Below are 26,216 nucleotides of genomic sequence, written 5' to 3'. Positions count from 1 at the left end.
TCCCTCGACGTGGATCATGCAGTTGCGGTGCCGGGCTCACCCCTTCTTGTCCGATGTGCACCCCACCACCACTGCATGATCGACGCGTCAGAGGGCGACGCGTCAGAGGGCGGGGTGGGTCAGGGGGTTACCAGGAGGCCCGAGAGGAGGACGCCGCGGGCCAGGTTGAGCACGCCGTCGCAGCCCGGGAAGCCCGTGCGGATGCAGGCGCCGGCAGGCCGGCGGCCGAACAGGTACGGGGCGATGCTGTACGGCACCTCGGCGGCGACCGTCTCTCCGGTCCCGATCCGCACGAAGTCCAGCGGGACGTCGTCGGCCTGCACGTACTCCTGCAGGATGAAGCCACCCCGCCCGACGGCCCGGGTCAGGCCGTCCCGCCACGTCTGGGCCTCGGTCTCCCGGCCGATCAGCACGTCGACCCCGGCGGAGCCGTCGGCCGGCTTCGCCACCAGGCTCACCCGGTCGGCCACCGCCCGGTCGAGCAGTTCCGCCGTCAGCGACCAGGTACGCGGGACGTACCGGTGCACCAGGTCCCGGTCGGCGGCCGGCAGCGTGTCGGCGTCCTCCCAGAGCCAGGCGAAGGCGCGCTTGTTGGCGACCAGCCAGGCCGCCGCCGACACCCACATCGGCACCGTGCCCGCCGCCAGCCCCGCCTCCAGGGCGTCCACCCCGGCGCTCGGGGTGACCCGGTTGGGCACGAAGAGCCGGAACACCCCGTCGACCGGGGCGCCGCCGGCCACCAGCCGCTTCCGGTCGTCCAGCGTGACCTGGGAGACCGGCGCGATGACCAGGTCCAGGCCGCACACGGCGGCCCGTTCGACCACCGGCGACAGCAGCCGGATGAACCGCTGCGGGTCGTCGAGTCCCGGGTACTCGGAGTCGAAGTCGACAAGCATCGCGACCCGGGCGCCCTCGGGCAGGCCGAGCCCGGCGCGGATCGCGGCGAACCGCCGGTCCACCGCCGAGGGCGCCGCCGCCAGGCGGACCCGGTCGGTGAGGCCGCGCCGCCGGTAGAGCTCGACGAAGCGACGCACCGTGGTGTCCGCGTCGAACGCCCCGCCGAGGCTGCTGTCGATGTTGTACTCGACGAAGCGGGGCACCCCGTCACAGAGCAGCACGTCCGGCCGGAACGCGTCCAGCAGCGCCCCGGTCAGCGGCTCGTCGTCGTCGAGCAGCCGGGTGTCGCCGTCGGCGACGTTCAGCAGCCGGCGCAGCTCCCCCGCCGTGCCGGCCCGCCGCCGGCACGCCTCGAAGATGAGCTGCGCGAGCCGGTCGGAGACGGCGTTGAGCACGCCCAGCGAGGTCTCGTCCATCACCGGCGGCCGGGCCAGCCGCCACTGCTCGTTGTACGTGGCGCGGCCGTCGAAGACCTCCCGCCAGGACTCGGCCCCGGCGGCCACCATCTCGGCGCGCACCGGCGCGGGCAGGTCGAGCCACGCGCGCGCCGCGGCGGGCCAGCGGTAGTCGGCGTCGTTCATTCAACCGTCCTTCATGACGTGTCCGATGGCGGCCAGGAGTTGCTCGCGGCCGGGCTGCACGGCCCGGTCCAGCGCCGGGGCGAACGGCAGCACCGCGCCGTCGGGGCGGGTGACCCGGCGGGGCGGCGAGACCAGCCGCACCCGCTCGGCCATGGTCGCGATGATCTCCCCGGCGATGCCGCAGGAGCGGTTGGAGTCGTCCACCACCACCAGCCGCCCGGTGCGCGCCACCGACTCGGCGAGCGCGTCCCAGTCGAACGGGTAAAGCGTGCGCGGGTCGAACACCTCCACCGACACCTGGTCGGCCAGTTCCTCGGCGACCGCGAGCGCGTCGTGCACCAGGTGCCCGACCGCGACCACGGTGACGTCGTCGCCGGAGCGGTGCACCCGGGCCCGGCCCAGCGGCACCGGCGCGAGCGCGGCGAGGTCGACGTCGTCGCGGACGTCCAGCGCCCCGGCCGGGGCGAAGACCACCACCGGGTCGTCGCACCGGACCGCCGACACCAGCAGCCCGTACGCGTCGGCCGGGGTGGCCGGCACCACCGTGGTCACCCCGACGTGGGCGAAGAGGCTGTACGGGTGGTCGGAGTGCTGCCCCGCCCAGCCCGTCCGGGAACCGGAGCCCGGCACCAGGTACGTGACCGGCACCGCGCACTGCCCGCCGGTCATCAGCGGGAACTTGTGCGCGTGGTTGACGATCTGCTCGAAGACCAGGAACAGCAGCGACGGGATCTGGAACTCGACCACCGGCCGCATCCCGGCCAGGGCCGCCCCGGTGGCGAAGCTGGTGAACGCCTGCTCCGACAGCGGGGTGTCGAGCACCCGCTCCGGGCCGAACCGCTTGACCAGCCCGGCGGTGACGTTCGAGGCGGCCACCCGGATGTCCTCGCCGAGCAGGAACACCGACTCGTCGCGGGCCAGTTCGTCGGCGAGCGCCCGGGTGAGCGCCTTGCGGTAGGACAGTCTGGGCATCTACCCACCTCCGGTGCGGGCGGTCAGGCCGCTGGCGTACAGGTGCGCCAGGGCGTCGGCCGGATCCGGCTCGGCACCGGCGAGGGCGAACTCGACGGCCGCTTCCAGGGTGGCCTCCACCTCGGCGTCGACCTCCGCCCGGTCGGCGGCGCGGAGCCGCCCGCCCTGGATGTCCACCGGGTCGCGGGAGCGGCCCCGGGCCACCTCGTCGGGCGGGCGGTAGTCGAGGCGTACCGCGTGCTCGAAGGTGTGGTGGGCGTCGAACCGGTAGGTCCGCGCCTCGATCAGCTCGGGGCCGCCGCCGGCGCGCATCCGGTCGACGGCGGCGCTCGCGGCGTCGCGTACCGCCTCGGGGTCCTGGCCGTCCACGACGGCGGCCGGGATGCCGAAGGCGGCGGCCCGGCCGGGGATGCTGCCGGCGACCGCGCCCGCGACGGGCATGGTGGTGGCGTAGCCGTTGTTCTCGCAGACGAACAGCACCGGCACCCGCCACAGCGCGGCCAGGTTGAACGCCTCCAGCAGCATCCCCTCGTTGACCGCGCCGTCGCCGAAGAAGCTCACCCCGACGACGTCGTCGCCGCGCCGGCGGCGCGCCCACACCGCCCCGGTGATGATCGCCCCGGACGCCCCGACGATGGCGTTGGCGCCGAGCACGCCGACGCCGAAGTCGGCGGCGTGCATCGACCCGCCCCGGCCGGCGTTGAGGCCGGTGACCCGGCCGCACAGCTCGGCCATCATCCGGGCCGGGTCCGCGCCCTTGGCGAGCACGTGCCCGTGCCCCCGGTGGGTGCCGGCGAGCACGTCGTCGGCGCGCAGCGCGGCGCAGACCCCGGCGGCGATCCCCTCCTGCCCGAGGTACGGGTGGATGCCCCCGACGACGTGCCCGGAGCGGACCAGCTCGATGGCCCGCTCCTCGAAGCGGCGGATCAGTCGGACCGTCCGGTAGAGCCGGACCGCCTTCTCCAGCCCGTCGCTCCCCGGGTGCGTCCTCCCCCGGTCGTGGCGCGACACGTCAGCGTCCCTGCGGGGCGCGGTGGCGCCAGATGACCGGGCAGTACTCGGGGTCCGCGTAGTCCGGCCGCCCGTCGAGGGTGCGGCGGACCAGCACGTCGTGGTTGTACGCGGCGAGCGTGCCGTCGGAGAGGCGGTACTCCCGCCAGGCGTTGTCGCCGTCCTGAAGGTGCAGCGAGACCGCCCGGCGCGGGCGCCCGCTGACGTTGGCGCCGCTGCCGTGGTAGGTGCGGCAGTGGTGGAAGCTCATGTGTCCCTTGGGGATCACCATCGGCACCTTGCGGATCCGCACGCCGTTGTGGGCCGCGTTCTCGGCGAGCATCTCCTCCAGCTGGTCGCGGTCGCGGTCGGCGAAGTGGCGCACCACCGTGTCGTCGGCGCCGATCTCCTCCCAGCGGTGCGAGCCGTCGACCATGGTGATCGTGCCCATCTCCTCGCCGCAGTCGTGGAACGGGATGAACGCGGTGAGCATGTCCTCCGACGACGAGGACGCCCAGTAGTGCTTGTCGAAGTGCCAGGGCACGATGTTCGACGGCTCCCCGGAGACCGGCGGCTTGTAGATCAACGTGGACTGGAAGACGCGGATCTCGGTGGCCCGCGCGAGCCGCGCGGCGACCGCGCCGATCAGCGGCTTGCGCAGGATCGACCCGAGCCCGTCGTGCTCGTGGTGGACGTAGTCGTTGTGCCGCTGCACCGGCCCCTTCGACGGGTCCCAGTAGGCGAGCCGCGCCGGGCGCACCGGCAGGCGGCGGTCCCGCTCGCCGTCGTAGTAGCGCTCGGCGGCCGCCGCGAGGGCGTCCACCTCGTCGTCGGTCAGCAGCTTCTTCGACAGGTACCAGCCGTGCTCGGCGTAGAACGCCACGTCCTCGTCGGAGGGCAGCAGCGCCTCCTCCTGGACGGTCAGTGCCGGCTCGAACTCGGTCGCGGTCACGCCCGCACCTCCTGCGGTGTCGCGGCCGCGGCGGTGGCTCCCGCCGCGGCCAGTTCCCGTTCCTTGGCCTCGTAGAGCGCCTTGATGTTGCCGCTGCCGAAGGTCCGCGCCCCGCGCCGCTCGATCAGCTCCAGGAAGAGCGTGCGGCGCACGTGCATGGACTCGGTGAAGATCTGCAGCAGCTGCCCGCCGTGGTCGCGGTCGACGAGCACGCCGAGGTCGCGCAGCCGGTCCAGCGGCGCGTCCACCGGGCCGACCCGCCCCTCCAGGGCGTCGTAGTAGCTGGCCGGGGTGCCGGCGAAACGCACGCCCCGCTCGGCGAGGACCGTGACCGCGGTGACGATGTCGTCCGTGCGCAGCCCCAGGTGCTGCACCCCCGCGCCCACGTGCTGGTCGAGGAAGGCGTCGAGCTGCCCCGGCCGGCGGGAGCGGTCCGGCTCCAGCAGCACCAGGGTGACCCGCCCCGACGGGCTCTGCACCACGGTGGAGTTCATCGCCTGCCCGGCGACCTCCACGTGTTCGGCGAAGATCTCCGCGAACCCGAACACGTCCCGGTAGTACCGGACGGTCTCGTCGAGCTGCCCCGGTGGCACGCAGACCGCCAGGTGGTCGATCTCGGCGAGCAGCTTATCGCCGCCGCCGTCGGGGGGCGTCATGTCGACCGCCCCGGGCAGGAACTCACCCGGGTCCCCCCGCCGGGACACGAGGCGGTGCAGCACGTCGCCGAAGCCGCCCACCTCGGCGGTCACCACCTCGGCGTCCGCGCCGGTGTGGGTGGTCGGCGGCGTCACCCCCGCCGCGCCCCGGCGCACCAGCTCGGCGTACGCGCCGGCGGCGTCGTCGACCTCCAGCGCGACCACGGCCACGCCGTCGCCGTGCCGCTGCACGTACCGCGCCGCCGGGTGCTCGGCGGTGAGCCCGGTGGTGAGCACCATCCGGACGTCGCCCTGGCACAGCAGCAGCGACCGCTGGTCGGCCAGCCCGGTCTCGGGGCCGCCCTGGCCGCGCAACTGGAAGCCGACCGCCCGGTCGAAGTAGAAGGCCGCCTGCCGGGCGTCGCCCACGAAGAGTTCGATGTGGTCTATCCCACGGATGTCCATGTCCTCAGCCCTTTCACGGTTCCCCGTGGTTGCCGTCCGGGCGCGGTCCGCCCGGGATGGTGCGTGGTCAGTCCCTCGGCCGGGCGGCCCGCGCGAGCAGCAGGCTCACGTTCTGCCCGCCGAAGCCGAAGGAGTTGGTCAGCGCGTATCCGGTGTCCGTCTTCCGGGGCTCGGCGCGGATGTGGTCGGCCGGGCAGGCCGGGTCCGGGTCGTCGAGGTTGTGCGTCGGCGGCAGCAGGCCCCGACCGAGCGCCAGCGCGGTGGCCGCCGCCTCCAGCGCCCCGGAGGCGCCGAGCAGGTGGCCGGTGAGCGCCTTGGTGGAGCTGACCGGCACGCCGCCGGCGCCGAACACCTCGGCCAGCGCGGTGGTCTCGGCGATGTCGCCGAGCTTCGTGCCGGTGCCGTGCGCGTTGACGTAGCCGACCCGGGCGGCGGGAACGCCGCCGCTGGCCAGCGCGCGTCGCATGCACTCCGCCGCGCCGGCGCCGTCGGGTCGCGGGGCGGTCGGGTGGTACGCGTCGGTGTTCACCCCGTACCCGGCGACCTCGGCGTAGCCGGCGACGCCCCGGGCGGCGGCGTGCTCGGCGCGTTCCAGCACCAGCAGGGCCGCGCCCTCGGCGAGGACGAACCCGTTGCGGCGGGCGTCGAACGGCCGGCTCGCCGCCGTCGGGTCGGCCCAGCCCAGGGCGAGCGCCCGGGCGTTGCCGAAGGTGTCGGAGAAGGTCGGGAACAGCGGCGCCTCGCTGGCCCCGCAGAGCACCACGTCGGCCTCGCCGGCGCGGATCAGCCGCAGCGCGTCGGCGATCGACTGGGCGCCGGAGGCGCAGGCGGTGCCGACGGAGGAGGTGTAGCCGCGGATGCCGTACCGGATGGCGATCCGGGCCGACGGCATGTTCGGCAGGATGCCGGTGAGCAGGTAGGGGCTGACCGCCGCCCGGCCCCGCTCGGCGCGGGCCAGCACCTGCGCCTCGAGGGTGGACATCCCGCCGACGCCGCCGACGATCACCCCGATCCGGCCCGGATCCACGTCCCGGCCCACCTCGATGCCCGCGTCGGTGAGCGCGTCGGCGGCGGCGAGCAGGGCGAGCACCACGACCCGGTCCAACACCCTGGTCTCCGGCCCGGAGGCCACGGTGCGCGGGTCGATGTCCGGCAGCACGCCGGCCACCTCCAGCGACCCGGCCGCCGGGTGCCCGGCCGGCGGCCGGGTCAGCCCGGACCGGCCGGCGCAGAGCGCGTCGAAGGTGGCGTCGGCGCCCCGCCCGACGGGGGTGAACAGCCCCATCCCGGTGATGACGGCCGTCATGACGGCGACTCGGTGAGGTACCGCTCCCGCAGGGCCACCTTGCGCACCTTGCCGGTGACGGTGACCGGGATGTCGGCGGAGCGGACCGGCACGACCCGACGCAGGGTCGCGCCGACGTCGGGGCCGAGCGCGGTCCGGACCCGGTCGGTGCGGTCCTCGGCGGGGTCGGCGCCGGCGGCGAGTTCCAGCAGCACGTCGGTGACCACCCCGCCGGCTCCTGAGGTGATCACCACGGTGCAGTCGGTGACGTCCGGGCAGGCGGCGAGGACCCGCTCCTCGGACAGCGCGGTGTAGAACCGCCGCCCGTCGCCCGCGTCGACCGCGTCGACCGCACGGTCCAGGTGGTAGTAGCGGCCCTCGTCGTCGGCGTACACCAGGTCTCCGGTCAGGTACCAGCCGCGCTGCCGGGACCGGTACGTGGTGGCCGAGTCGTTCCAGTAGCCGCGGAACAGCGACGGCGAGTCGATGCCGAGCCAGCCCACCTCGCCGGTCGGCACCGGCTCGCCCCGGGCGTCGAGCACGGCGGCCCTCGCGAACCGGTAGGGCCGCCCGACGCAGCGGCCGTACCGGTCGGTGTCGACGCGGTGGGTGATGTGGAACATCGAGTGGCCCATCTCGCTGGAGCCGAGCCCGTCGATGAAGACCGAGCCGGGCACCCGGGTGATCCCGTCGCGGGTCACCACGTCGCGGGAGCCGACCGCGACCAGCCGGCGCACGTGCGGCTCGTGGGAGCAGTCGCCGGTGTTGAACCACAGCGACACCGAGTCCAGGTCGTACGCGGCCAGGTCGAAGCGGGCCAGCTCCGCCCAGGTCACGGAGAAGCCGAACACCCCGTCGGGACGCCAGCGCTGGATCGCCTCCAGCACCCGCTCCCCGCCCTGGTCGGAGAGCAGGAGCATCTCGGCGGAGTTGCCGAGGGCCTGGTTGACCATGAGGACGGTGGCGGTGTGCGGGGCGGGCAGCGCGTTGAGGATGCGGCGGGTCCCCTGCGCCTGCGGCATGGCGAGCAGGTGCCGGGTGGCGGCGAAGAGGCTCGCGTGCGAGTGCAGCACCGCCTTGGGCACGCCCGTGGTGCCGGAGGTGTGGGTGATGACGACCGGGTCGTCGGCGTGGTGCCGGTAGTGCTCCGGCGCGGCGGCCGGGTCGCCGGTACCGGCCTCGGCGGGCGTGCCGAGCACCGGGACGCCGAGGTCGTGGCCGGCGAGCAGGTCGCGGTGCGCGTCGTCGGCGAGCACGCCGACGCCGCGCAGCCGGCGGACGTACTCGGCGGCGATCTCCGGGCGCAGCCTGCCGTTCATCAGCGCCGGGATCGCGCCGAGCCGGGTCAACGCGAGGAAGCTGAGCACCATGTCGGCGGCGGCGGTGGCCCAGACGGCGACCGGGTCGCGGGGCCCGATTCCCCGCTCGTGCAGCCAGGCGGCGCGGGCGGCGACCCGCTCGTCGAGCCGGCCCAGGCTGAGCGGCCGGTCGGCCGGGTGGCCGTCCACGGCGGTGTCGAAGGTGAGCCCCGGCCCGTCCGGGTCGGCGCCGTGCGCCAGCACCCGGGCCAGCACGTTGCCGGCGCCGATCCGCTCGTCGGCGGCCAGCACCCCCCGCAGTCCCCTGTTGCTCATGGTGCGTCTCCTCCCCCCAGCAGCACCGCGACGGCGGTGGTTCCGGCTGCTCCGGCCGAACGGCCCGCGTCGCCGTCGTCGGGTGCCTGTTCGATCAGGACCAGCAACGCCCGGTCGGCGTCGCCGTCGTGCAGCAGCAGCTCGGCCTCTGCCGTGCCCTCGGCGCGCGGGTCGCCGGCCGGCGCGAGGCAGACCACCGGCCCGCCCAGCCCCCAGCGGGCGGCCACGTGCCCGGCCACGCTGTTGGGCACCGACTGGAAGAAGAACAGCGGCCCGGGCCGGCCGCCGCCGGCGACCGTGGCCCGCACGTGCGCCGCGCTGGCCCGGTCCCCGGCCGCGCTGACGAGCACCACCGCGCACCGCTCGCCGCCGGGGGCCGGCCGCTGGCCGTACGCCCGGGTCAGGCAGCGCTCCGCGACCGCCGCGACCAGGGGCGGGAAGCTGGAGTGCACGTACCCGGGCACCGGCGGCGGCGCCGCGTCGCCCGGCTCGGGCCAGGCCGCCTCGGCCAGCACGGTGAGGCGGCCGGCGGTCCCGCTCATGCCGCACCGACCAGCAGCGCCGTGTTGGCCCCGCCGAAGGCGGCGTTGAGGCTCAGCGCGTACCCGGTGGCGGCGGGTCGGGGCGCGTCGCGCACGACGTCCAGCGGGCAGGCCGGGTCGGGGCCGAGCCAGCCGGCGTTGACGGGCAGTTTCCCGTGCCGCAGGGCGAGCACGGTCACCACCAGTTCCAGCAGGCCGGAGGCCTCCAGGGCGTGCCCGTGCAGCGCCTTGGTGGAGCTGACGGGAACGCGAGCCGCCGCCGCCCCGAGCGCGGTGCGCAGCGCCGCCGCCTCGGCGGCGTCGCTGTGGCCGGTGCCGGTGGCGTTGGCGTTGACGTACCCGATCGCCTCCGCCGGGAGCCCGGCGCGGCGCAGCGCCGCGGTGACCGCGCGGGCCAGGCCGCGCCCGCCCGGCTCCGGCTGGCAGGGGTGGAAGGCGTCCCCGGCCCGGCCCCAGCCGAGCAGGTCGGCGACCGTCCCCCGGGCGACGTCCCGCGACTCCAGCACCACCGCCGCGACGCCGTCGCCGAGCAGCAGGCCGGTGCGGCCGGCGCTGAACGGGCGCACCGCGCCGTCGGTGGCGAGGGCGCGACCGGCGTCGAAGAGCGCGTACTGGTCGGGCTCGACCAGGTAGCCGGCGGCCACCACCGCCCGGGCGACGTCGCCCCGGCGGATCAGGGCCGCGGCGTCGGCGACCGCGCTGCTGGCCGAGACGCAGGCGGTGGTGTACGCCCGTGCCGGGCCGGTGAGCCCCGTCCGGGCGGCCAGCGCGGTGGTGAGCGCCGGCACGGCCGCGCCACCGTGCACGGCCAGCAGCAGGGCGGTGCCGGCCCGGCGTCCGGCGTCGAGCCCGGCGGCCCGGCAGGCGGCGTCGACCGCCTCGGCGAGCTCGTCGGCCAGGTCGCCGGCGTCGGGCAGGGTGGCGGCGGCGTCGACCCGGCGGGGCGTCGTGTCGAAGCGGTCCACCGGCCGGAACGCGGGCGCGCCGGCCAGCACGCCGGCGAGCTGCGCGTCGGGTCCCCTGCCGAGCGCGCTGGTCGCGTGGACGCCGGTGAGCTGGACGGCCACCCGCTCAGCCATCGGCGGCGACGGTCAGGGCGGCCCGGAAGACCGCCAGGGCGTCGTCGACGGTCCGGATCCCGGCGAGCTGGTCGTCGGTGAGGTCGAGCCGCCGGTCGTGGCGCTGCTCGACGAGGTGCACCAGCCAGGCCAGTTCCATGGAGCCGATCCGGTCGCCGACGTCGGCGGGCGGTTTCCCGGCCAGTTCGGCGAGCATGGTCACCAGCTCGGCCCGTTGCAGGTCGGGCTGACCGGCCATCAGGAGTTGTCGCTCGTCGCCCCGGCGACCCGGTCGGCGATCATCGTGGTGAACTCGCCGACCGTCATCAGGGCCAGCTTCTCGGACTCGTCGTCGGCGAACTTCAGGCCGTAGCGGTCCTCCACGCGCACGGCGAGGTCGGCGAGGGCCAACGACTCCAGGTCCACCCCGGACGGGCCGAGCGTGGTGTCGTCGTCGAGGCCCTCGACGTCGTAGTTCATGTCCTCGAGCTGCTCGACGACGAAGGCGCGGATCTCGGGTCGCATGGTTAACCTCTTTCCGTGAGCCAGTCACCGGTGCCCGGTAGGGACACCGCGTACGTGTGGATCGGTCGGGGCGTCGGCGGTCGGCCGGCCCCGGCCGGGCGGCTGTTGCGGCGGGCGGCTGCCACGCTGCTCGGCCGCGCGGAGGCGGAGATCGTGGTGGAGCGCGGGCGCGACGGGCGTCCGCTGGTCTCGGTGCCCGGCGCGGGCGCCCGGGTGCGGCTCCCGGTCAGTGTCAGCCGGACCGGGCCGGTGGTGGTGGTCGCCGCCCGGGCGGGTGGCCCGGTGGGGGTCGACGTGGAGCGGTGCCGGCCGCTGCCCGCGTCGGCGCTGGCCCGCCGGTGGTACGCCCCCGCCGAGGCGGACTGGCTGGCCGGTCGCCCCGCCGACGGGCAGGCGGCGGACTTCCTGCGGTTGTGGACGGCGAAGGAGGCCGTCGGCAAGGCGCTCGGGGTCGGGCTGCGCGACGGCGGCCTGCGGCGGCCGATGCCGGTGCCCGTCGGTCCCGGCGGGTCGCTGCGGCCGGTGCCCGGCCTCGCGCGGCTGCGCGTCGGGCATCCGCCCGTGGGCGGGGGCCTGATCCTGGCGGTCGCCGTCGACGCGGTCGACGCGGTGCCGGTCGAGGTGGTGCGGTGCGAGGCGGAGGGGTGCCAGACGGAGGCGGACGGCGCAGCGGCGCGGCGCAGCGGTCACGTCGCCGCCGTCCGCAGCGCGTCGACCGAGCGGACCAGCTTGCCGGTGGTGGTGCGGGGCAGCTGATCCACCAGCCGCAGGGTGCGGGGACGCTTGTAGCCGGCCAGCCGCTCGGCGAGCAGCTTGTCGAGCACCTCCTCCGACAGCGGCCCGTCCGGCTGCACGTACGCGGTGATCCCGCCGTCGAAGACGACCACGGCGGCGGCGACGCCGGGCAGCGCGGCAACCGTCGCCTCCACCTCGGTCAGGTCGACCTTCAGGCCACCGACGGAGACCTGCGAGTCGAGCCGCCCGCGGACGGTGACCAGGCCGGTATCCGGGTCCACGGCGCCGGCGTCGCGGGTGCGCAGCCAGCCGTCGGCCCAGCGGGCGGGGTCGCTCAGCCCGACGTACGGCGACGCGGGGCAGCTCACCCACAGCTCGCCGTCGACCTCGCGGACCCCGATGCCGGGCGCCGGGGCGATCGACGGGCGGTGCCGGCCGTGCAGGTCGGTGCCGATGACGCCGACCTCGGTCATCCCGTACATGTTGCCCAGCGGCACGCCGTAGCGGTCGGTGAAGGCGCGGGCGACGGCGGCCGGCACCAGCTCGCCGCCGGTGGTCATCCGCTTGAACTGCGGCAGGGGGCCGGCGGGGCGGGTGGAGGCGAGCAGTCCGATGTGGAACGGCACGCCGAGCACGGTGGCCGGCGAGTCGCCGGCGGCGATGGCGGCCAGCACCGCGTCGCCGGCCAGCCGCTCCGGCGGCACCAGCTCGACGCCGGCGTGCAGGCCGTAGAGCAGGCCACCGACCAGGCCGAGCACGTGCACCATCGAGGGCAGCAGGATGATCCGTTCGCCGGGCAGCGCCACGCCGTCGATGCGGGTGTAGCGGCGCACCTCGGCGACCAGGTCGTCGGCGGTACGACCGATCACCTTGGACGGTCCGGTGGAGCCGGAGCTGAGCTGGATCACCGCGTGCCCGCTGACCGCCGGACGGTCGGCGTACGCGGTGACGCCCTCGGTGACGTCGACGAAGACCCGTAGCCCGCCGCCGCCGGTGCGGACCGGGGCCACGACCACCTGCGGGGTGAGCCGCGCCAGCGCCCGGTCGACCTCGTGGTCGGTGAGCCGGTGGTCGAGCAGGATCGCCTGCGCCCCGCTGCGCCAGGTGGCCAGCAGGTTCACCACGTACGCCAGCGAGGGCGGCATCCGCAGCGCGGCGGCGCCCCCGGGGCGCAGTCCGGCGGCGCCGAGGCGGGCCTGCGCCTCGATCACCAGCCGGCGCAGGGTGGCCCGGTCAACCGGTTCGGGCAGTCGGAGACAAATGCCGGCCGGATGGCCGTCGAGCAGAATTTCGTCAACCCAGAGCGGGTCCGTCGCCGCAGGATTTCCCGTCGTCACTACCGTTCACCGCCCAGCCTCAAAGAGGGCGGATCCGCCCATAAGGTATGCCTGTCGGGGTGCTGCGGGGAACCTTACGACGCCGTCCGAGTGCATAGCTAGATGCGAATGGCTAGATCAGAAAGAGCGGCCGGCCGGATTGCCCACGGCCGGTTCGGCGGGCAGGATCGGGCGCGTACGGCGGCTCAGGGTGACCGCCGGATGACCCATCGTGCGTACGGCGCGAGACGTCCACCGGACGGCCGATGGTGCTCTTCGAGGCGGTCGTGGAGGGGTCAGGGTGCCGGTGGAAGCACGACGCGGGCGGTACGCCGCTCCCCGTCCATCGCGCGCATCGCCCGGGCCAGGGTGCCGGCGTGCAGCTCGGTCTCGCCGCGCTCGCGCATCAGCTCCGCCACGGCCGCGATCGCCCGCGCCTCGGCTGCCAGGGCCTGGGCGGCGAACACGCAACCGAGCGGATCGAAGTGCCCGCTGTCACGGGCCGGGTTCAGCCGGGCGACCAGGTCGACGACGCGCAGGTACCGCTCGACGAGTTCCTGTTCGGCCCGGGTCAACGCGGGCAGGTCACGTTCGCTCATCCCCGCAGCCTGCCACCGCTTCCGGCGCCCGGCAGCCCCGTCGGCCCCTGTCCGCGACGCGACCCGACAGCCCGCCGCGGCACCGTGCCCGCCCCGCGACGCCCTTGGCGGGCGGGGATCAGGCCGGCGCCGCGGCGGGGGTCTGGGCGTGGATGAGGAAGCGCAGCGACCGGGCGTCGGTGAAGCACTCCCGCATCGGCCGGACCAGGTCCCGGTGCTCCGGGCTGCGTTCCCACGCCTCGAAGTCGGCCAGGCTCGCCCACTCGCTGGTGATCAGCCACTGCTCCGGGTCGGCCGACGAACGGCAGACCTGGTCGACGAGGTGCCCGGGCACGCCGCCGGCCACCAGGTGCCGGACCGCCTCGTACGCGGCCAGGAACGCCTCCGTGCGCTCGTGCGGCACCCGCACCAGGAAGACCACCCGCGCCCGCTGTCCGCCCGCGCGCCGCGCCCCGACCCGGGACCCGCCGGGCGTCGTACCGGTGCCCTCCTCGCTCACGGCGTCGCTCCCCTCTGCGGCGCGGCCCCGCGCAGGACCAGCGCGCTGTTGAAACCGTCGAAACCGCGGGCGCAGACCAGCGCCAGTCGGCTGCGCGGTCGCCGGTGCTCCCGCAGGAAGCCCAGCTCGCAGCCCTCGGCCACCTCGTCCGGCCCGGCGGAGGCCGGCAGCGTGTCGTGCCCGAACGCGAGCAGCGCGGTCGCCACGTCCAACGCCGAGCCGCCCTGGTGGGCGCGGCCGGTCAGCGGCTTCTGGGTGCTCACCGGGGGCGGCCGGTCGCCGAAGACGGCGCGCAGCGCGGCGGCCTCGCTGCGGTCGTAGCGGGGCACGCCGAGCGCGTCGGGCAGCACCACGTCGACCGTCTCCGGCCCGACGCCGGCCCGGTCCAGGGCCAGCCGCATCGCGCGGGCGTACTGCACGGGGTCGCCGGCCGTGTCCGCCGCGGTGTGGACGGCGTCGTGGGTGGCGCCCCAGCCGGTCACCTCGCCGTACACGCGGGCACCCCGGGACAGCGCGTGTCCCAGCTCCTCCACCACGAACACCGCGCCGCCCTCGGCGGGCAGGTAGCCGCTGGCCGCGGCGTCGAACGGCCGGTAGGCCCGCTCCGGGTCGGCGGAGTCGCTGAGCAGGCCGGAACGCAGCTGGCAGGCCAGGGCGTACGGGCTCAGCGGGCACTCGGTCGCGCCGGCGATCACCACCGGCGTGCCCCGGCGCACCGCCCGCGCGGCGTGCGCCAGGCTGTCCAGCCCGCCGGCCGCCTCGGCGACCAGCACCCCGCACGGCCCCTTGAACTGGTGGTGGATGGAGAGCTGGCCGACGCTGGCCGCGTAGAACCAGGCGATCGACTGGTACGCCCCCACCGTGCGCGACGGCCCGCCCCAGAGCCGTTGCAGCTCCCGCTGCCCGAACAGGTTCCCACCGGAGGAGCTGGCCAGGGCCACCGCGTACCCGTACGGGTCGGGCGCCCGCTCGGGCAGGCCGGCGTCGGCCAGCGCCAGCCGGGTGGCGGCGAAGCCGAGGTGCGTCCACCGGTCGGTCTGCACCAGCCGCCGGTTGTCGGCGTACGCGGCCGCGTCGAAGCCGGGCACCTCCCCGCCGTACCGGGTGGGGTAGCCGGCGGGGTCGAACAGGGTGATCGGTCCGGTGCGGCGGGTGCCGGCCAGCACGGTACGCCAGTGCGCGTCCACGCCGATCCCGCTGGGCGCGACGACGCCGATGCCGGTCACCACGGCCCGCGCGGTCACGCGCGCACCCGCCCGGGCAGCCGGCGGAACACCATCGCCGACTGGAAGCCGCCGAACCCGCTGCCCACCGAGAGCGCCACGTCGACGGGCAGCTCCCGCGCCTCGTTCGGGACGTAGTCCAGGTCGCACTCCGGGTCGCGGGTGCTCCAGTTGGCCGTCGGCGGCACCACGCCGAACTCGACGGCCAGGGCGCACGCGGCCATCTCGATCGAGCCGATCGCGCCGAGCGAGTGCCCGACCATCGACTTGATCGAGCTGATCGGCACCCCGTACGCGGCCTGACCCAGCGCCCGCTTGAACGCGGCGGTCTCGTGCCGGTCGTTCTGCCGGGTGCCCGAGCCGTGGGCGCTGATGTAGGAGACCTGCTCGGGGGCGATGCGGCCCTGCTTCAGCGCGGCCGAGATGGCCAGCCCCATCTCCAGCCCGTCGGGTCGCAGCCCCGTCATGTGGTAGCCGTTGCTGCGGCTGGCGTAGCCGGCCACCTCGCAGTAGACGTGCGCCCCCCGGCGCCGGGCGTGCCCGGCCTCCTCCAGCACCAGCACCGCCGCCCCCTCGGCGAGGACGAAGCCGTGCCGGTCGGCGTCGAACGGGCGCGAGGCGTGCGCCGGGTCGTCGTTGTCCGGGCTGGTCGCCTTGATCGCGTCGAAGGAGGCGACGGTGACCGGGGAGATCGGCGAGTCGGCGGCCCCGGCCAGCACGATGTCGGCCTCGCCGTCGGTGATGAGCTGGTGGGCGTACCCGATCGCGTCGATGCCGGAGGTGCAGCCGGTGGAGACCACCTGCGCGGGGCCGTGCAGCCCGTGCCGGCACGCCACGTCCGCGGCGAGGCTGCTGGGCACGAGCGCCTGGTAGAGGTACGGGCCGCCGCGTTCGGCGTCGACCAGCCACCGGCGGCCGGTGTCGCTGACCGTGACGTACTCCTGCTCCAGGGCGGTGGTGCCGCCGACGGCGGTGCCGAGCACCACGCCGGTGCGGTCCCGCTCGGCGTCGGTGAGCTCCAGGCCGGCGTCGGCGACGGCCTCGGCGGCGCAGGCGAGGGCGAACTGCACGTACCGGTCGGCGCGCCGCAGCTCGACCCCGGTGAGGCCGGCGGCGACCGGGTCGAAGTCGCACTCGGCGGCGATCTGGGAGCGGAACGCCGACGGGTCGAAGAAGGTGATCCGCCGCGTCGCCGTCCGCCCCTCGGTGATCGTCTTCCAGAACCGGTCCCGGCTGGCGCCGCCGGGGGCGACCACCCCGACGCCGGTCACCACCGTGCGGCGCGCGCTCACGACGTCACCTCAATTCGCGACTGCGGGGCTCGCAACCCCGGCTCACTCCTCGCGCTCACGACGTCACCTCGGTTCGCGACTGCGGGGCTCGCAACCCCGGCTCACTCCTCGCGCTCACGGAGCCACCTCGATTCGCGACTGCGGGGCTCGCAACCCCGGCTCACTCCTCGCGCTCACGGAGCCACCTCAATTCGCGACTGCGGGGCTCGCAACCCCGGCTCACTCCTCGCGCTCACGACCCGCCTCGCTGTTCGACCAGCTCGGTGTCGACGTGACCGAGTTCGGGCCGGGGCGCCAGCGGCCCGAGGTGGAAGACCACCTCGGCCGGCTCGTCGCCGGTGTTGCGCAGCCGGTGCCGCACGTTGCGCGGCACGAACAGCGCCTCGCCGGCGGTCAGCGGCACCGGCTCGTCGTCCAGGTCCACGGTGATCGTGCCCCGGGCGACGTAGAGGAACTCCTCGCTGTAGGGGTGGTAGTGCTCGGCGATCCGCTCCCCCGGGCGCAGCATCGCCACCCCCATGAAACCCGAGGTGCTGCCGACGGTCTTCGGGCCGAGCAACACCCGCAGCTCGCCGCCGCGGCGGCTGTCCGGCACGACGTCGGCGGCGGCGACCAGCCGCAGGGCGCGCTCACTCATCGCCGGCTCCCGTCGCCCGGTCGGCACCGGCCAGCCGCTCGATCTTCTCCTTGATGACGGCGAGCTGCACCGCGCTGTTGGCGTTGATCCGGTCGGTCATGCCCGCGTCGTCCACCGGCGCGGTCGGCTTCATCGCGAAGTCCTGCACCCACGTCATCCGGGTGCCGCCGGGTTCCTCGGCGTAGCGCCAGTGGATGCGCATGTACTCGAACGGCCCGGTCTCCACCCGCCGGGCACTGACCTGCCGGGCGGCCGGATCGGCGGTGCGTTCGCTGACCCAGCTCCACACCGTGCCGTTCTCGTCGGGGTGCATGGTGAGCCGGAACCGCACGGTGTCGCCGTCGCGGTGCAGGATGTCCGCCCGGGCGTACTCGGTGAACAGCTGCGGCCAGTTGGCGACGTCGTTGGTGACGTCCCAGACCAGCGGCAGCGGCGCGGCGATGAGGACGCTGTTCTCGGTGTGCCCGGGCGTCCCGGCACCGCGGGCGACCAGCTCGGCCACCCCCGCGATGCTGAGCTGCCCCGCCTGCTCGGGGATCTGCACCTGCCACCGGTCGGCGACCACGGCGGAGAGTTCGAGCAGCGCCAGCGAGTCCATGCCGAGTTCCTCCAGCGACGCGGCCGGGGCGCGGGCGGCGGCGTCGGCGTCCAGCCCGCAGTTGGCCACCAGGATGTCGGTGATCTCGGCGGTCAGGGGACGGCCATGGGTGACGGTCATCGGAGCCTCCTGTGGTGTGCGTCGGACGGCCCGGCGAGCAACTGGTCGACCAGGCCGGTGGAGTAGCGGCCCTTGCGGAACCCGGCGTCGTCGAGCACCCGCCGGACGAACGGGATGGTGGTGCGGACCCCGGGACCGGCGATGTCGAACTCGTCGAGGGCGCGTTCCAGCCGGTTGAGCGCGAGCTCCCGGTCCGGCGCCCAGACCGCCACCTTGGCCAGCAGGGAGTCGTAGTGCGGGCCGAACAGGTAGCCGGCGTGGCCGTGCGTGTCGACCCGGGTGAACGGGCCGCCGGGTGGGACGAAGCGGTCCAGCCGGCCGGGCGTCGGCGCGAAGCCGCGGTCCGGGTCCTCCACGTTGACCCGGCACTCGATGGCGACGCCGTGGGACCGGATGTCCTCCTGCCGCCAGCGCAGCGGCACCCCGGCGGCGATGTGCAGCTGCTCGTGCACCAGGTCGATCCCGGTGATCATCTCGGTGACGGGATGCTCGACCTGGATCCGACAGTTGATCTCCAGGAAATGGAACCGCTCGTCGGGGTCGACGAGGAACTCCACGGTGCCGGCGCCGGTGAAGCCGGCGTGCAGGGCGCCGCGCAGGGCGCACTCCGCGATGGCCTCCAGGGTTCCGGCCGACAGCGCCGGGGCCGGCGCCTCCTCCACCAGCTTCTGGTGCCGGCGCTGCACCGAACAGTCCCGGGTGCCCAGGTGCACGCCGTTGCCGTGGGAGTCACACAGCAGCTGCACCTCCACGTGCCGGGCGCCGGTCAGGTACCGCTCCACGTACACCCGGTCGTCGCCGAAGGCCGCCTGGGCGGCGGCCCGGGTCCGCGCGTACGCCCGGGGCAGCTCCGCTCGGGTGGCGACCACCGTCATGCCCCGGCCCCCACCGCCGGCCGCCGCCTTGACGATCACCGGATAGCCCACCTCGGCGGCCACCTCCGCCGCCGCGGCGGCGGTGGGCACCGGCGCGACGCTGCCCGGCGGCAGAGGCAGCCCGGCCCGGCGCATCAGCGCCCGCGCGGAGGACTTGTCGGCCAGCACGGACATCACCTCCGGCGGCGGGCCGATGAAGACCAGGCCGTTGTCGGCGCAGATCTCCGCGAAGTCGGCGTCCTCGGAGAGGAACCCGTAGCCGGGGTGCACCGCCTGCGCGCCCACCTGCCGGGCCGCCTCCACGATCGCGGCGGCGTTGAGGTAGCTGCGCCGGCTGGCCGGCGGCCCGATCCGCACGGCCTGGTCGGCCAGGCGCACGGCGGCGGAGTCGGCGTCCGCCGTGGAGTAGACGACCGCCGTACGCACGCCCAGCTCGCGGCAGGCGCGCAGCACCCGCAGGGCGATCTCCCCCCGGTTGGCGATCAACACCTTCTCGAACATCGCGGCCCGCCCCTCAGACCGGATCCAGCGCGAGCAGCGGCTGGTCGTACTCGACCGGCTGGCCGTCGGCGGCGAGGACCTCGGCGACCCGGCCGCCCCGGTCGGCGGTCACCTCGTTCATCAGCTTCATCGCCTCGACGATGCCGATGACCTGCCCGGGGCGGACCAGGTCGCCGACGGCGACGAAGGGCGCGGCGCCCGGCTCCGGCGCGCGGTAGAACGTGCCGACGATGGGCGACCGCACGGCGTACCGGTTCGGCGGCGACGCGACGGCCGGCGGGGGCGCCGGGCTCGCCGCGGCGGGCGCGGCGCCGGCGGGCGCGGCGCCGTGCCACTCCACCTCCAACACCGTGTCCCCGCTGCGCAGCCGTACCCGCCGCAACGGGCCGGCGAGCTCGGCGACGAGGTGGCGCGCCTGCCGCCGCAGCCCGGCCAGCACGACGTCCACCCCGTGCCCCGCCTCCGCGCCGGACACCGTCTCCGCGTCGGGCTGCCGAATCGCGTCGGATGCCCGGGTCGCGTCGGGCGGCCGGGTCGCGTCGGGCGCCGACGGCGGGGCGTCGACGGGGGTCCCGCCGGCGCTCACCGGGCACCCGCCCGGGCACCGAGGCGGGCGGCGCCGAAGCGCCGGAAGCGCTGCCGCCGGCGGCGCACCAGCGTGGCGGGCGGCACGTCGAGCAGCGGCAGCAGGTGCGCCAGCACCGCCTCCCGCAGCGCCCGGGCGGCGGCCTGCGGGTCGTGGTGGGCGGCCGGGGCCGGCTCGGGGACGAGGTCGTCGACGATCCCGAGCCGGCACAGGTCGGGGCCGGTCAACCGCAGCGCGCGGGCCGCCTGCGGGGCCGCTGGCCGGTCCGGCCAGAGGATGGCCGCGCAGCCCTCCGGGCTGATCACCGAGTAGACGGCGTGCTGGAGCATGAGCACCCGGTCGGCCACCGCGAGGGCCAGCGCGCCACCGCTGCCGCCCTCGCCGGTGATCACGGCCACGACGGGGGTGGGCAGCACGGTCAGGGCGAGGATGTTCTCCGCGATGGCCGCCGCCTGGCCCTGCTCCTCGGCCCGCACGCCGGGATCCGCCCCGGGCGTGTCGACCAGGGTGACCACGGGCAGGCCGAGACGGGCGGCGAGGCGCACCAGCCGCAGCGCCTTGCGGTGCCCCGCCGGGCTGGCCATGCCGAAGTTGCGCCCGACCAGCTCGGCGGTGGTGTGTCCCTTCTGGTGCCCGATCACCATGACGGGCCGGCCGTCGAGCCGGGCCAGCCCGCCCACCACGGCCGGGCAGTCCGCGCCGAGCCGGTCGCCGTGCAGCTCGACGAAGCCGTCGAACGCCGTCTCCAGGTAGTCCAGCGTGGTCGGACGGCCCGGGTGCCGGGCCAGCCGTACCGTCTCCCAGGCGTCGCCGCCCGGGGCCGCCGACGTCGTCGCGGCCCCGCCGGCCGGCCGCGCCACCAGCGACGACGGTTCCTGCCGGGGTACGCCGGGACGGGACGCGGGCCGCCGCCCGGCCCGGGCGGCGGCGAGCAGCGCCACCAGCCGGCCCCGCAGGGCGTGCCGGGGCACCACCATGTCGACCTGGCCGTGCCGGAGCAGGAAGTCGGCGGTCTGGAAGCCCTCCGGCAGGTCCCGGCCGGTCACCTGCCGGATCACCCGGGGACCGGCGAAGCCCATCCGCGCGCCGCTCTCGGCGAGCACCACGTCGGTGTTGGTGGCGAACGAGGCGGCCACGCCCCCGTACGTCGGGTCGGTGAGCACGCTGACGGTGAGCAGGCCGGCCTCCCGCAGCGCGGCGATCGCCTGGCTGACCGTCGCCATCTGCATCAGCGACAGGGCGCCCTCCTGCATCCGCGCCCCGCCGGAGGCGGTGACCAGGACCAGCGGGACCCCGTCGGCCAGGGCCCGCTCGGCCGCCAGGGTGATCAGCTCCCCGACCACGCAGCCCAGGCTGCCGCCGAGGAAGCGGAAGTCCATCACGGCGAGCACGCACGGATGCCGCCCGACGGTGGCGGTGCCGCAGACGACCGCCTCGGCCAGCCCGGTGCCGGCCCGCGCCGCGGTGAGCCGGTGCGGGTACGGCAGCAGGTCGACGAAGCCGATCGGATCGACCTCGGCCGGCCGTTCCGGCAGGGCGGTGAACGACCCCGGGTCGACGAGCTGGAGCAGCCGCTCGGGCGCGTCGACGCGGGCGTGCGCGCCGCACTCGGGACAGACGTCGAGGTTGCGCCGCAGCCGCTTGCGGTACAGCAGGCTGGCGCAGCCGCCGCACCGGGACCAGAGCTGCCCCTCGCGGGACGTGGTGGCGGTCACGACGACCGCCCGGCGGGCGCGGCGTCGAAGCGGTAGAAGCAGCGGGCCATCGCGTCGCGCGGCTCGCGCCACGTCGGCAGGTACGGCGACACGTACGGCCGCAGCCGGGCGCTCACCCGGGCGAACTCGGGGTGCCCCCGGGCCGCCTCGACCGCTCCCCCGCCCGGCGTCTCCGTCTCGAGCAGGTGCACGTACAGGTCACCCAGCCGGTAGAGCGACCGGTGCCGGACGCCGACCAGGCGCGGCAGCTCGGTCGCGTCGGACTCGGCGAAGATCTCGGCGACGCGCGCCTCGGCGCTCGGCACCACCTTCGCGACGATCAGCGAACGGTCCATGGACGGGCCTCCCTCCACGGCATCCGGCGTCGTGACGACGGCGCCGGCCGAGCCGGACGACTGGCGACACGATGCGGCCACGGGCGTCACGGCGGCGTCACCGGCGACCGTCGGGCCGCGACGCAGCTCTCGTGACGCTGCGTTGACGCCAGCTGTGTATTTGCTGTGCGGCACCGATCACCGAAGTGGACTATCCGCAGTTAGGAACGGCTCTCGTGGACACGACAGGCAAGCGCCATCCTGTCCAGCATATTGACCGAGAGTGACCACAATTGATAATCTTCGTCACGGTCAGCCCGGCGGCCGTGGCGCGCGACGCCGTGCCGCGGCGGAGCGATCCGACAGTGGGGTCATGGGCAGCCGCGCCGGGGACAGCAGACGAGTCGGGACGAGCGTTCCGCAGGGGGTGCCGCCGTGGCCGCTGATCCGTCGACGCCGACCACGGCGTGCCGTCCCGACGTCGAGATCTCACTGCACCTGCTCGGCGGGTTTCGGCTGCTGCACGGCGACGCGCCGGTCGTGGTGCCGCGCGGCCTGCAACGGGTCATCGCGCTGATCGGGCTGCGCCCCGGCGCCACCCGCAGCCACCTGGCCGGCCTGCTCTGGCCCGACGCGCCGGAGGACCGCGCGCTGTCGTCCCTGCGGACCGCGCTGTGGCGGCTGCGCCAGGACCCCTGCTGCCCGATCACCACCTCCGGCGACACGATCTCCCTCGCCCCGGTCGTCCGGGTCGACGTCGACGCGCTCGTCGGCACGGCGGCGCGGGTGCGCGACGGCGACGACCCCTGCGCCGTCGCCGCGCTCGCCGCCGGCCGGCACGACCTGCTCCCCGGCTGGTACGACGACTGGGTGCTGGCCGACCGCGAGCGGCTGCGCCAGCTGCGCCTGCACATGCTGGAGGAACTGGCCGGCCAGCACCTGGCGGCGGGCCGCCACGGCGCGGCCCTGGAAGCCGCGCTGGAGGCGATGGCCGCCGAGCCGCTGCGCGAGACGCCGCACCGGCTCGTGGTCCGCATCCACCTCGCCGAGGGCAACGCCTTCGAGGCCGTGCACGCCTTCTACGTCTACCGCGACCTGCTGCTGCGGGAACTGCGGCTGGAGCCCTCGGCGGCGATGACCGCCCTGCTCGACGACACCCTCGCGCCGATCCGGGAGGCCACCCGCGCCACCGGGGCGGGGCCGCGCCGGGGACCGTCCAGCCGGGTCGCGCCGCACGCCCGCTGAGGCGGCGTCACCAGCGCGGCGGCGCGCGTGACGGACAGGTGACAGTCGCCGGGGCACGGTGGGCCGCACACCAGTCCGTGGTCTCCGACATGGTCGCGGCGCACCACCGGCGAGAGGGGTCCCATGAGCCGTCTACTGATCGTCAGCAGGATCATCCCGGGCGCGGAGGGTCGGGTGGCGCAGATCTTCGCCGAGTCCGACGCGACCGAGCTACCCGCCCTCACCGGGGTCCGCCACCGGTCCCTGTACTGCCTGCACGACCTGTACGTACACCTGATGGAGACCACCGACGTGGCCCCGGACGCGTTGGCCGAGGCCCGCAACCACCCGCTCTACCGCCAGGTCAACGAGCGGCTCTCCGCGCACACCACGCCGTACCTGCCGACCTGGCGCTCGCCGCGCGACGCGATCGCGGGCTGCTTCTACCGGTGGGACGCCGCCGACGCGACGTCGTCGCACCCGGCCGGCTGAACGGGGCGGTCGCCATGTCGTCCAGACCACCCCACGTCCTGATCATCGGGGCCGGCACCGGCGGGCTGTGCCTGGCGCACGGCCTGCGCCGGGCCGGGATCAGCGTCGCCGTCTACGAGCGGTACCGCACCCGCGGCGAGGGACTGCTCGGCTACCGGGTCGGCATCGGACCGACCGGAAGCCGCGCGTTGCGCGAGTGCCTGCCGCCCGCCCTGTTCGACGTCTACCTCGCCACCTGCGCCCGATCCCCCCGCTACTTCAACGTCATCACGCAGGGGATGCGGCGCACGGCCTCGTTCACGCTGCGGCCGGACACCGACCCGGTGAACACCGAACGGTCCGTGGCCCGGATGACCCTGCGCCAGGTCCTGCTCACGGGCATGGAGGACGTGGTCCACTTCGACAAGACCTTCACCCGGTACGACCAACGCGACGACGGCACCGTGACCGCGCACTTCGCCGACGGCAGCACCGCCACCGGCGACCTGCTCGTCGCCGCGGACGGCACGCACTCGGCGGTGCGCCGGCAGTACCTGCCGCACGCGGTCACCCGCGACGCCGGCACCATCAACATCGCCACCCGGATCCCCCTGACCCCGCACACGCGGGGGCTGCTGCCGGAGCGGATCGAGCAGGGCATCTCGCTGATCTTCGGCACCGGCGGGATGATGGGCGTGCTGCACGTGATGGAGTTCAAGTGGGACCGCGACGGCGCGCTCAAACCCGGCGTCGACCCCGCCGACGCCGAACTGCTGCGCGGCTGGCCGGGGCTGCGCCACGACAACACCCGCGACAACATCAACCTGGTCGTCTGGAGCACGGCCCGCCGGTTCCCGCCCGACGTCATGCAGCAGCGCGGCGAGGACCTGGTCCTGCTCGCCCTGCGACTCACCCGGAACTGGCACCCGCACCTGCGCGAACTGCTCGCCCGCGGCGACCCGGACAGCGCCCTGCCCATCAAGGTGACCACCAGCGAGCCGGTGCCGCCGTGGAAGAGCAGCACCGTCACCCTGCTCGGCGACGCCATCCACACGATGACGCCGGGACGCGGGGTGGGCGCCAACACCGCCCTGCGCGACGCCGCCCTGCTCTGCCGGCAGCTGCGACTGGCCGCGACCGGCGACAAGACGCTGCTCCAGGCGGTGGCCGACTACGAGGCCGCCATGGTGCCGTACGGGTTCGCCCGGGTCGCCGACTCGCTCAACCGCAGCGGCACCAGCGGAGACGACCGGATGTACAAGCCGGTCGTCGGCCGGCTCGCGCTGCTCGGCGCGCGAGGCTACTTCGGCGTCACCAGCCGGGTACCCCGGCTCGCGCGCCGGTTCGTCGACGACTTCTACAGCTACCGGGGCGAGGAGGACTGACCGTCCGACGGGGACCCCCGGCGCCGCCGTGAGCGCCGGGGTCCCCGCGTACCCGCCCGCCGGCCCGCGGCCGTCCGGATGGCGACCCTCCGTCGCCCGCCGGACACCGCCGGTGCGCTCCCGTCCCGCCGCCACGGCGGGCACCCGGTCCTGCCTGTCGGCGCCATCGGGCGTGTGCGAAGCTGCGGCGAGTTTTTCTCGCGGGTTTCCGGACGTGAACGATAGGGAGGTTTGCCGTGGCGTGGTCTTTCGGGCACTGGCTGATACTGATCGTGGCCCTGGTGGTGGGTGCGGCGGGCGGTTGGTTGTGGCGCGGCCGGCAGGACGCGGCGGCCGCCACGCACGGCTCGCCCATGGTGGACGGTGACCCGGTCGCCGGCATGACCGCCGTGGTGGTCGACCCGCCGCCCGTCGCCACCCTGGACGAAGCGCGCCCCGAGGTGACCGTGGACCCCGCGCCGGACGCCGTCGCCGACCGCGTCCCCGTCGCGCCCGGGGCCGTCGCCCCGACCGACGCGGACGCCCCGCGGGCCACGGTCGTCGCGGCCGACGCGTCCCGGTCCGACGACGTCGACCCGGCCGACATGGCGCTGACCGGCGACCCGGTGCCGGCGCCCGACACCGACCCCGTGCCGGTCGGCACCGCCGCCGACGCCCGGCCGGAGCACGAGGTCGTGCTGCCGGTGGCGGCCGAGGTGACCGGCCCCGTCGACCGCCGACCGGCGGAGGAGCCCACCCCGGCCGCAGAGGCGGAGGACGTTCCCGTCGCCGCGGCGGAGCCCGTCCCGGCCGCCGTCGCCGCGGCGCCCACGAGCGCGACCCCGACCCCCGCCGAGCCCGAGGCCGTACCCGCTTCCACCGCCGCCGCCCCGGCCGAGCCGGAGTCCCGCACCGCCGCCCCGGCCGGGTCCGACACCGCACCCGCCCGCACCGCCGTCACGCCGAGCGAGCCGGAGGTCGCGCCCGTTCCCGTCGCCGCCGCACCCGTCGAGCCCGAGCCGGTCGACGCGCCGGCCGAGCAGGAGGTGACGCCCGTTCCCGTCGCCGCCGCACCCGTCGAGCCCGAGCCGGCCGAGCCGGAGCCGGCCCGTCCCACCCCGGCCGAGCCGGTCGCGGCCGCCGACGCACCCGTCGAGCCGGTCGCGGCCGCCGACGCACCCGTCGAGCCGGAGTCGACGCCGGACGTGCCGGCCGCGCCGGTGGCCGTGCCGGCGCCGCGCGGCGAGGTGGCCACCCCGGCCGCGACCGACTCCGACGCCGCCGACGACTTCCGCCGGATCCAGGGCGTGGGTCCGAAGATGGCCGCGGCGTTGCAGGCGGCCGGCATCCGGACGTACCGGCAGCTGGCGGAGCTGGACGAGGCCGCCCTGCGGGAGACGATCCGGGCGGCCGGGCTGCGGGCCGCGCCGAGCCTGGCGACCTGGCCGCAGCAGGCGAAGGTGCTCGCCGGCGCTCCGCTGGAGGCGGCCGCCGCCCTGCCGACCCCGGTGGGCGGCAGGGACGCCTGACCGGCGTCGCCCCCGGCCGCCGTGTTCCCTGTCGGCGCCGGACGGCGGGTCGATTCGGTGGGGTACCGGGTGCCGCCGTCAC

At 75.7% G+C, this 26,216-nt stretch carries 27 protein-coding genes; 5 read left to right on the top strand and 22 right to left on the bottom strand.

All coding sequences use genetic code 11. The features are described 5' to 3' along the window. Positions 1-119: 119 nt before the first annotated feature. From ACSNN9_RS19600 to ACSNN9_RS19550, 11 genes are all read right to left on the bottom strand, one after another. The gene (locus ACSNN9_RS19600; RefSeq protein WP_436674804.1) at positions 120-1,478 is read right to left on the bottom strand and encodes a hypothetical protein; all 1,359 of its coding nucleotides are present in this window, start codon (positions 1,476-1,478) and stop codon (positions 120-122) included. After that, positions 1,479-2,450: an alpha-ketoacid dehydrogenase subunit beta gene (locus ACSNN9_RS19595; protein ID WP_436674803.1), complete on the bottom strand. Its 972-nt coding sequence runs from the start codon at positions 2,448-2,450 to the stop codon at positions 1,479-1,481. Then, positions 2,451-3,416: a thiamine pyrophosphate-dependent dehydrogenase E1 component subunit alpha gene (locus ACSNN9_RS19590; RefSeq protein ID WP_436674805.1), complete on the bottom strand. Its 966-nt coding sequence runs from the start codon at positions 3,414-3,416 to the stop codon at positions 2,451-2,453. Between the two features lie 46 nt (positions 3,417-3,462). Then, positions 3,463-4,392, bottom strand: a complete 930-nt coding sequence (locus tag ACSNN9_RS19585) for a phytanoyl-CoA dioxygenase family protein (protein WP_436674802.1) — start codon at positions 4,390-4,392, stop codon at positions 3,463-3,465. After that, positions 4,389-5,492, bottom strand: a complete 1,104-nt coding sequence (hppD, locus tag ACSNN9_RS19580) for a 4-hydroxyphenylpyruvate dioxygenase (RefSeq protein ID WP_436674801.1) — start codon at positions 5,490-5,492, stop codon at positions 4,389-4,391. Before hppD ends, ACSNN9_RS19585 begins: the two co-directional genes overlap by 4 nt. Before the next feature lie 67 nt (positions 5,493-5,559). Continuing rightward, positions 5,560-6,798 (bottom strand): beta-ketoacyl-[acyl-carrier-protein] synthase family protein, encoded by a 1,239-nt coding sequence (locus ACSNN9_RS19575; RefSeq protein ID WP_436674800.1) that lies wholly within the window; start codon positions 6,796-6,798, stop codon positions 5,560-5,562. After that, positions 6,795-8,411: a class I adenylate-forming enzyme family protein gene (locus ACSNN9_RS19570; RefSeq protein ID WP_436674799.1), complete on the bottom strand. Its 1,617-nt coding sequence runs from the start codon at positions 8,409-8,411 to the stop codon at positions 6,795-6,797. The genes ACSNN9_RS19575 and ACSNN9_RS19570 overlap by 4 nt, the downstream gene beginning before the upstream one ends. Further along, positions 8,408-8,953, bottom strand: coding sequence for a beta-ketoacyl synthase chain length factor (locus tag ACSNN9_RS19565; RefSeq protein ID WP_436674798.1), 546 nt, complete (start codon positions 8,951-8,953; stop codon positions 8,408-8,410). The genes ACSNN9_RS19570 and ACSNN9_RS19565 overlap by 4 nt, the downstream gene beginning before the upstream one ends. After that, entirely contained in the window at positions 8,950-10,032 is a 1,083-nt protein-coding gene (locus tag ACSNN9_RS19560) for a beta-ketoacyl-[acyl-carrier-protein] synthase family protein (protein ID WP_436674797.1), read from the bottom strand. The genes ACSNN9_RS19565 and ACSNN9_RS19560 overlap by 4 nt, the downstream gene beginning before the upstream one ends. Then, positions 10,025-10,270 (bottom strand): acyl carrier protein, encoded by a 246-nt coding sequence (locus tag ACSNN9_RS19555; protein WP_357883768.1) that lies wholly within the window; start codon positions 10,268-10,270, stop codon positions 10,025-10,027. The genes ACSNN9_RS19560 and ACSNN9_RS19555 overlap by 8 nt, the downstream gene beginning before the upstream one ends. After that, positions 10,270-10,536: an acyl carrier protein gene (locus tag ACSNN9_RS19550; RefSeq protein ID WP_436674796.1), complete on the bottom strand. Its 267-nt coding sequence runs from the start codon at positions 10,534-10,536 to the stop codon at positions 10,270-10,272. Before ACSNN9_RS19550 ends, ACSNN9_RS19555 begins: the two co-directional genes overlap by 1 nt. Positions 10,537-10,551: 15 nt before the next feature. Between ACSNN9_RS19550 and ACSNN9_RS19545 the strand changes: the two genes are divergently transcribed. Further along, complete coding sequence (locus ACSNN9_RS19545; RefSeq protein ID WP_436674795.1) at positions 10,552-11,292, top strand: 4'-phosphopantetheinyl transferase family protein; 741 nt, start codon at positions 10,552-10,554, stop codon at positions 11,290-11,292. On the opposite strand, the gene ACSNN9_RS19540 is transcribed toward ACSNN9_RS19545, so the two are convergent. The 11 genes from ACSNN9_RS19540 to ACSNN9_RS19490 form a co-directional block, all read right to left on the bottom strand. Beyond that, entirely contained in the window at positions 11,223-12,608 is a 1,386-nt protein-coding gene (locus ACSNN9_RS19540) for a class I adenylate-forming enzyme family protein (RefSeq protein WP_436674794.1), read from the bottom strand. The two genes, ACSNN9_RS19545 and ACSNN9_RS19540, sit on opposite strands and share 70 nt — an antisense overlap. A gap of 275 nt (positions 12,609-12,883) precedes the next feature. Further along, on the bottom strand, positions 12,884-13,186 hold the full coding sequence (locus ACSNN9_RS19535; RefSeq protein ID WP_436674793.1) for a hypothetical protein: 303 nt from the start codon (positions 13,184-13,186) through the stop codon (positions 12,884-12,886). Positions 13,187-13,304: 118 nt separating this feature from the next. Next, the gene (locus tag ACSNN9_RS19530) at positions 13,305-13,685 is read right to left on the bottom strand and encodes an antibiotic biosynthesis monooxygenase family protein (RefSeq protein WP_436674792.1); all 381 of its coding nucleotides are present in this window, start codon (positions 13,683-13,685) and stop codon (positions 13,305-13,307) included. Next, positions 13,682-14,929, bottom strand: a complete 1,248-nt coding sequence (locus ACSNN9_RS19525) for a beta-ketoacyl synthase N-terminal-like domain-containing protein (RefSeq protein ID WP_436674791.1) — start codon at positions 14,927-14,929, stop codon at positions 13,682-13,684. Before ACSNN9_RS19525 ends, ACSNN9_RS19530 begins: the two co-directional genes overlap by 4 nt. Further along, a complete protein-coding gene (locus ACSNN9_RS19520) occupies positions 14,926-16,200 on the bottom strand; it encodes a beta-ketoacyl-[acyl-carrier-protein] synthase family protein (protein ID WP_436674790.1) in 1,275 nt (424 codons plus the stop codon). The genes ACSNN9_RS19525 and ACSNN9_RS19520 overlap by 4 nt, the downstream gene beginning before the upstream one ends. A gap of 232 nt (positions 16,201-16,432) precedes the next feature. Then, positions 16,433-16,837: a cupin domain-containing protein gene (locus ACSNN9_RS19515; RefSeq protein WP_358090512.1), complete on the bottom strand. Its 405-nt coding sequence runs from the start codon at positions 16,835-16,837 to the stop codon at positions 16,433-16,435. Beyond that, positions 16,830-17,555, bottom strand: a complete 726-nt coding sequence (locus ACSNN9_RS19510; protein ID WP_436674789.1) for an SRPBCC family protein — start codon at positions 17,553-17,555, stop codon at positions 16,830-16,832. Before ACSNN9_RS19510 ends, ACSNN9_RS19515 begins: the two co-directional genes overlap by 8 nt. Next, a complete protein-coding gene (locus ACSNN9_RS19505; protein WP_436674788.1) occupies positions 17,552-18,931 on the bottom strand; it encodes an acetyl-CoA carboxylase biotin carboxylase subunit in 1,380 nt (459 codons plus the stop codon). The genes ACSNN9_RS19510 and ACSNN9_RS19505 overlap by 4 nt, the downstream gene beginning before the upstream one ends. Before the next feature lie 13 nt (positions 18,932-18,944). Further along, entirely contained in the window at positions 18,945-19,517 is a 573-nt protein-coding gene (gene accB / locus ACSNN9_RS19500; protein WP_436674787.1) for an acetyl-CoA carboxylase biotin carboxyl carrier protein, read from the bottom strand. Then, entirely contained in the window at positions 19,514-21,232 is a 1,719-nt protein-coding gene (locus tag ACSNN9_RS19495; RefSeq protein ID WP_436674786.1) for an acetyl-CoA carboxylase carboxyltransferase subunit alpha, read from the bottom strand. The genes accB and ACSNN9_RS19495 overlap by 4 nt, the downstream gene beginning before the upstream one ends. Next, positions 21,229-21,567 (bottom strand): TcmI family type II polyketide cyclase, encoded by a 339-nt coding sequence (locus tag ACSNN9_RS19490; RefSeq protein ID WP_436674785.1) that lies wholly within the window; start codon positions 21,565-21,567, stop codon positions 21,229-21,231. Before ACSNN9_RS19490 ends, ACSNN9_RS19495 begins: the two co-directional genes overlap by 4 nt. Positions 21,568-21,981: 414 nt before the next feature. On the opposite strand from ACSNN9_RS19490, the gene ACSNN9_RS19485 reads away from it, so the two are divergent. The 4 genes from ACSNN9_RS19485 (at position 21,982) to ACSNN9_RS19470 (ending at position 26,134) form a co-directional block, all read left to right on the top strand. Beyond that, positions 21,982-22,791, top strand: a complete 810-nt coding sequence (locus ACSNN9_RS19485) for an AfsR/SARP family transcriptional regulator (RefSeq protein ID WP_436674784.1) — start codon at positions 21,982-21,984, stop codon at positions 22,789-22,791. A 123-nt stretch (positions 22,792-22,914) separates the two neighbouring features. Beyond that, positions 22,915-23,262, top strand: a complete 348-nt coding sequence (locus ACSNN9_RS19480) for a TcmI family type II polyketide cyclase (RefSeq protein WP_436674783.1) — start codon at positions 22,915-22,917, stop codon at positions 23,260-23,262. A gap of 14 nt (positions 23,263-23,276) precedes the next feature. After that, positions 23,277-24,626 (top strand): FAD-dependent oxidoreductase, encoded by a 1,350-nt coding sequence (locus ACSNN9_RS19475; protein WP_436674782.1) that lies wholly within the window; start codon positions 23,277-23,279, stop codon positions 24,624-24,626. A 236-nt stretch (positions 24,627-24,862) separates the two neighbouring features. Next, positions 24,863-26,134 carry a helix-hairpin-helix domain-containing protein gene (locus tag ACSNN9_RS19470; protein ID WP_436674781.1) on the top strand — a complete coding sequence of 424 codons (1,272 nt, stop codon included), beginning with the start codon at positions 24,863-24,865 and terminating at the stop codon, positions 26,132-26,134. Positions 26,135-26,216: the final 82 nt, after the last annotated feature.

This window comes from Micromonospora sp. URMC 107 (assembly GCF_051386315.1).
Lineage (GTDB): Bacteria > Actinomycetota > Actinomycetes > Mycobacteriales > Micromonosporaceae > Micromonospora.
The sequence above is the reverse complement of the archived record's forward strand: the minus strand, read 5'-3'. Positions and strand labels throughout refer to the sequence as shown.

Coding starts and splice junctions, on each gene's coding strand:
- ACSNN9_RS19600 (WP_436674804.1), bottom strand. CDS start 1,478: ATGAACGACGCCGACTACCGCTGGCCCGCCGCGGCGCGCGCGTGGCTC.
- ACSNN9_RS19560 (WP_436674797.1), bottom strand. CDS start 10,032: ATGGCTGAGCGGGTGGCCGTCCAGCTCACCGGCGTCCACGCGACCAGC.
- ACSNN9_RS19575 (WP_436674800.1), bottom strand. CDS start 6,798: ATGACGGCCGTCATCACCGGGATGGGGCTGTTCACCCCCGTCGGGCGG.
- ACSNN9_RS19510 (WP_436674789.1), bottom strand. CDS start 17,555: ATGACCGTCACCCATGGCCGTCCCCTGACCGCCGAGATCACCGACATC.
- ACSNN9_RS19475 (WP_436674782.1), top strand. CDS start 23,277: ATGTCGTCCAGACCACCCCACGTCCTGATCATCGGGGCCGGCACCGGC.
- hppD (WP_436674801.1), bottom strand. CDS start 5,492: ATGGACATCCGTGGGATAGACCACATCGAACTCTTCGTGGGCGACGCC.
- ACSNN9_RS19535 (WP_436674793.1), bottom strand. CDS start 13,186: ATGAGCGAACGTGACCTGCCCGCGTTGACCCGGGCCGAACAGGAACTC.
- ACSNN9_RS19550 (WP_436674796.1), bottom strand. CDS start 10,536: ATGCGACCCGAGATCCGCGCCTTCGTCGTCGAGCAGCTCGAGGACATG.
- ACSNN9_RS19555 (WP_357883768.1), bottom strand. CDS start 10,270: ATGGCCGGTCAGCCCGACCTGCAACGGGCCGAGCTGGTGACCATGCTC.
- ACSNN9_RS19490 (WP_436674785.1), bottom strand. CDS start 21,567: ATGGACCGTTCGCTGATCGTCGCGAAGGTGGTGCCGAGCGCCGAGGCG.
- ACSNN9_RS19480 (WP_436674783.1), top strand. CDS start 22,915: ATGAGCCGTCTACTGATCGTCAGCAGGATCATCCCGGGCGCGGAGGGT.
- ACSNN9_RS19570 (WP_436674799.1), bottom strand. CDS start 8,411: ATGAGCAACAGGGGACTGCGGGGGGTGCTGGCCGCCGACGAGCGGATC.
- ACSNN9_RS19515 (WP_358090512.1), bottom strand. CDS start 16,837: ATGAGTGAGCGCGCCCTGCGGCTGGTCGCCGCCGCCGACGTCGTGCCG.
- ACSNN9_RS19505 (WP_436674788.1), bottom strand. CDS start 18,931: ATGTTCGAGAAGGTGTTGATCGCCAACCGGGGGGAGATCGCCCTGCGG.
- ACSNN9_RS19565 (WP_436674798.1), bottom strand. CDS start 8,953: ATGAGCGGGACCGCCGGCCGCCTCACCGTGCTGGCCGAGGCGGCCTGG.
- ACSNN9_RS19595 (WP_436674803.1), bottom strand. CDS start 2,450: ATGCCCAGACTGTCCTACCGCAAGGCGCTCACCCGGGCGCTCGCCGAC.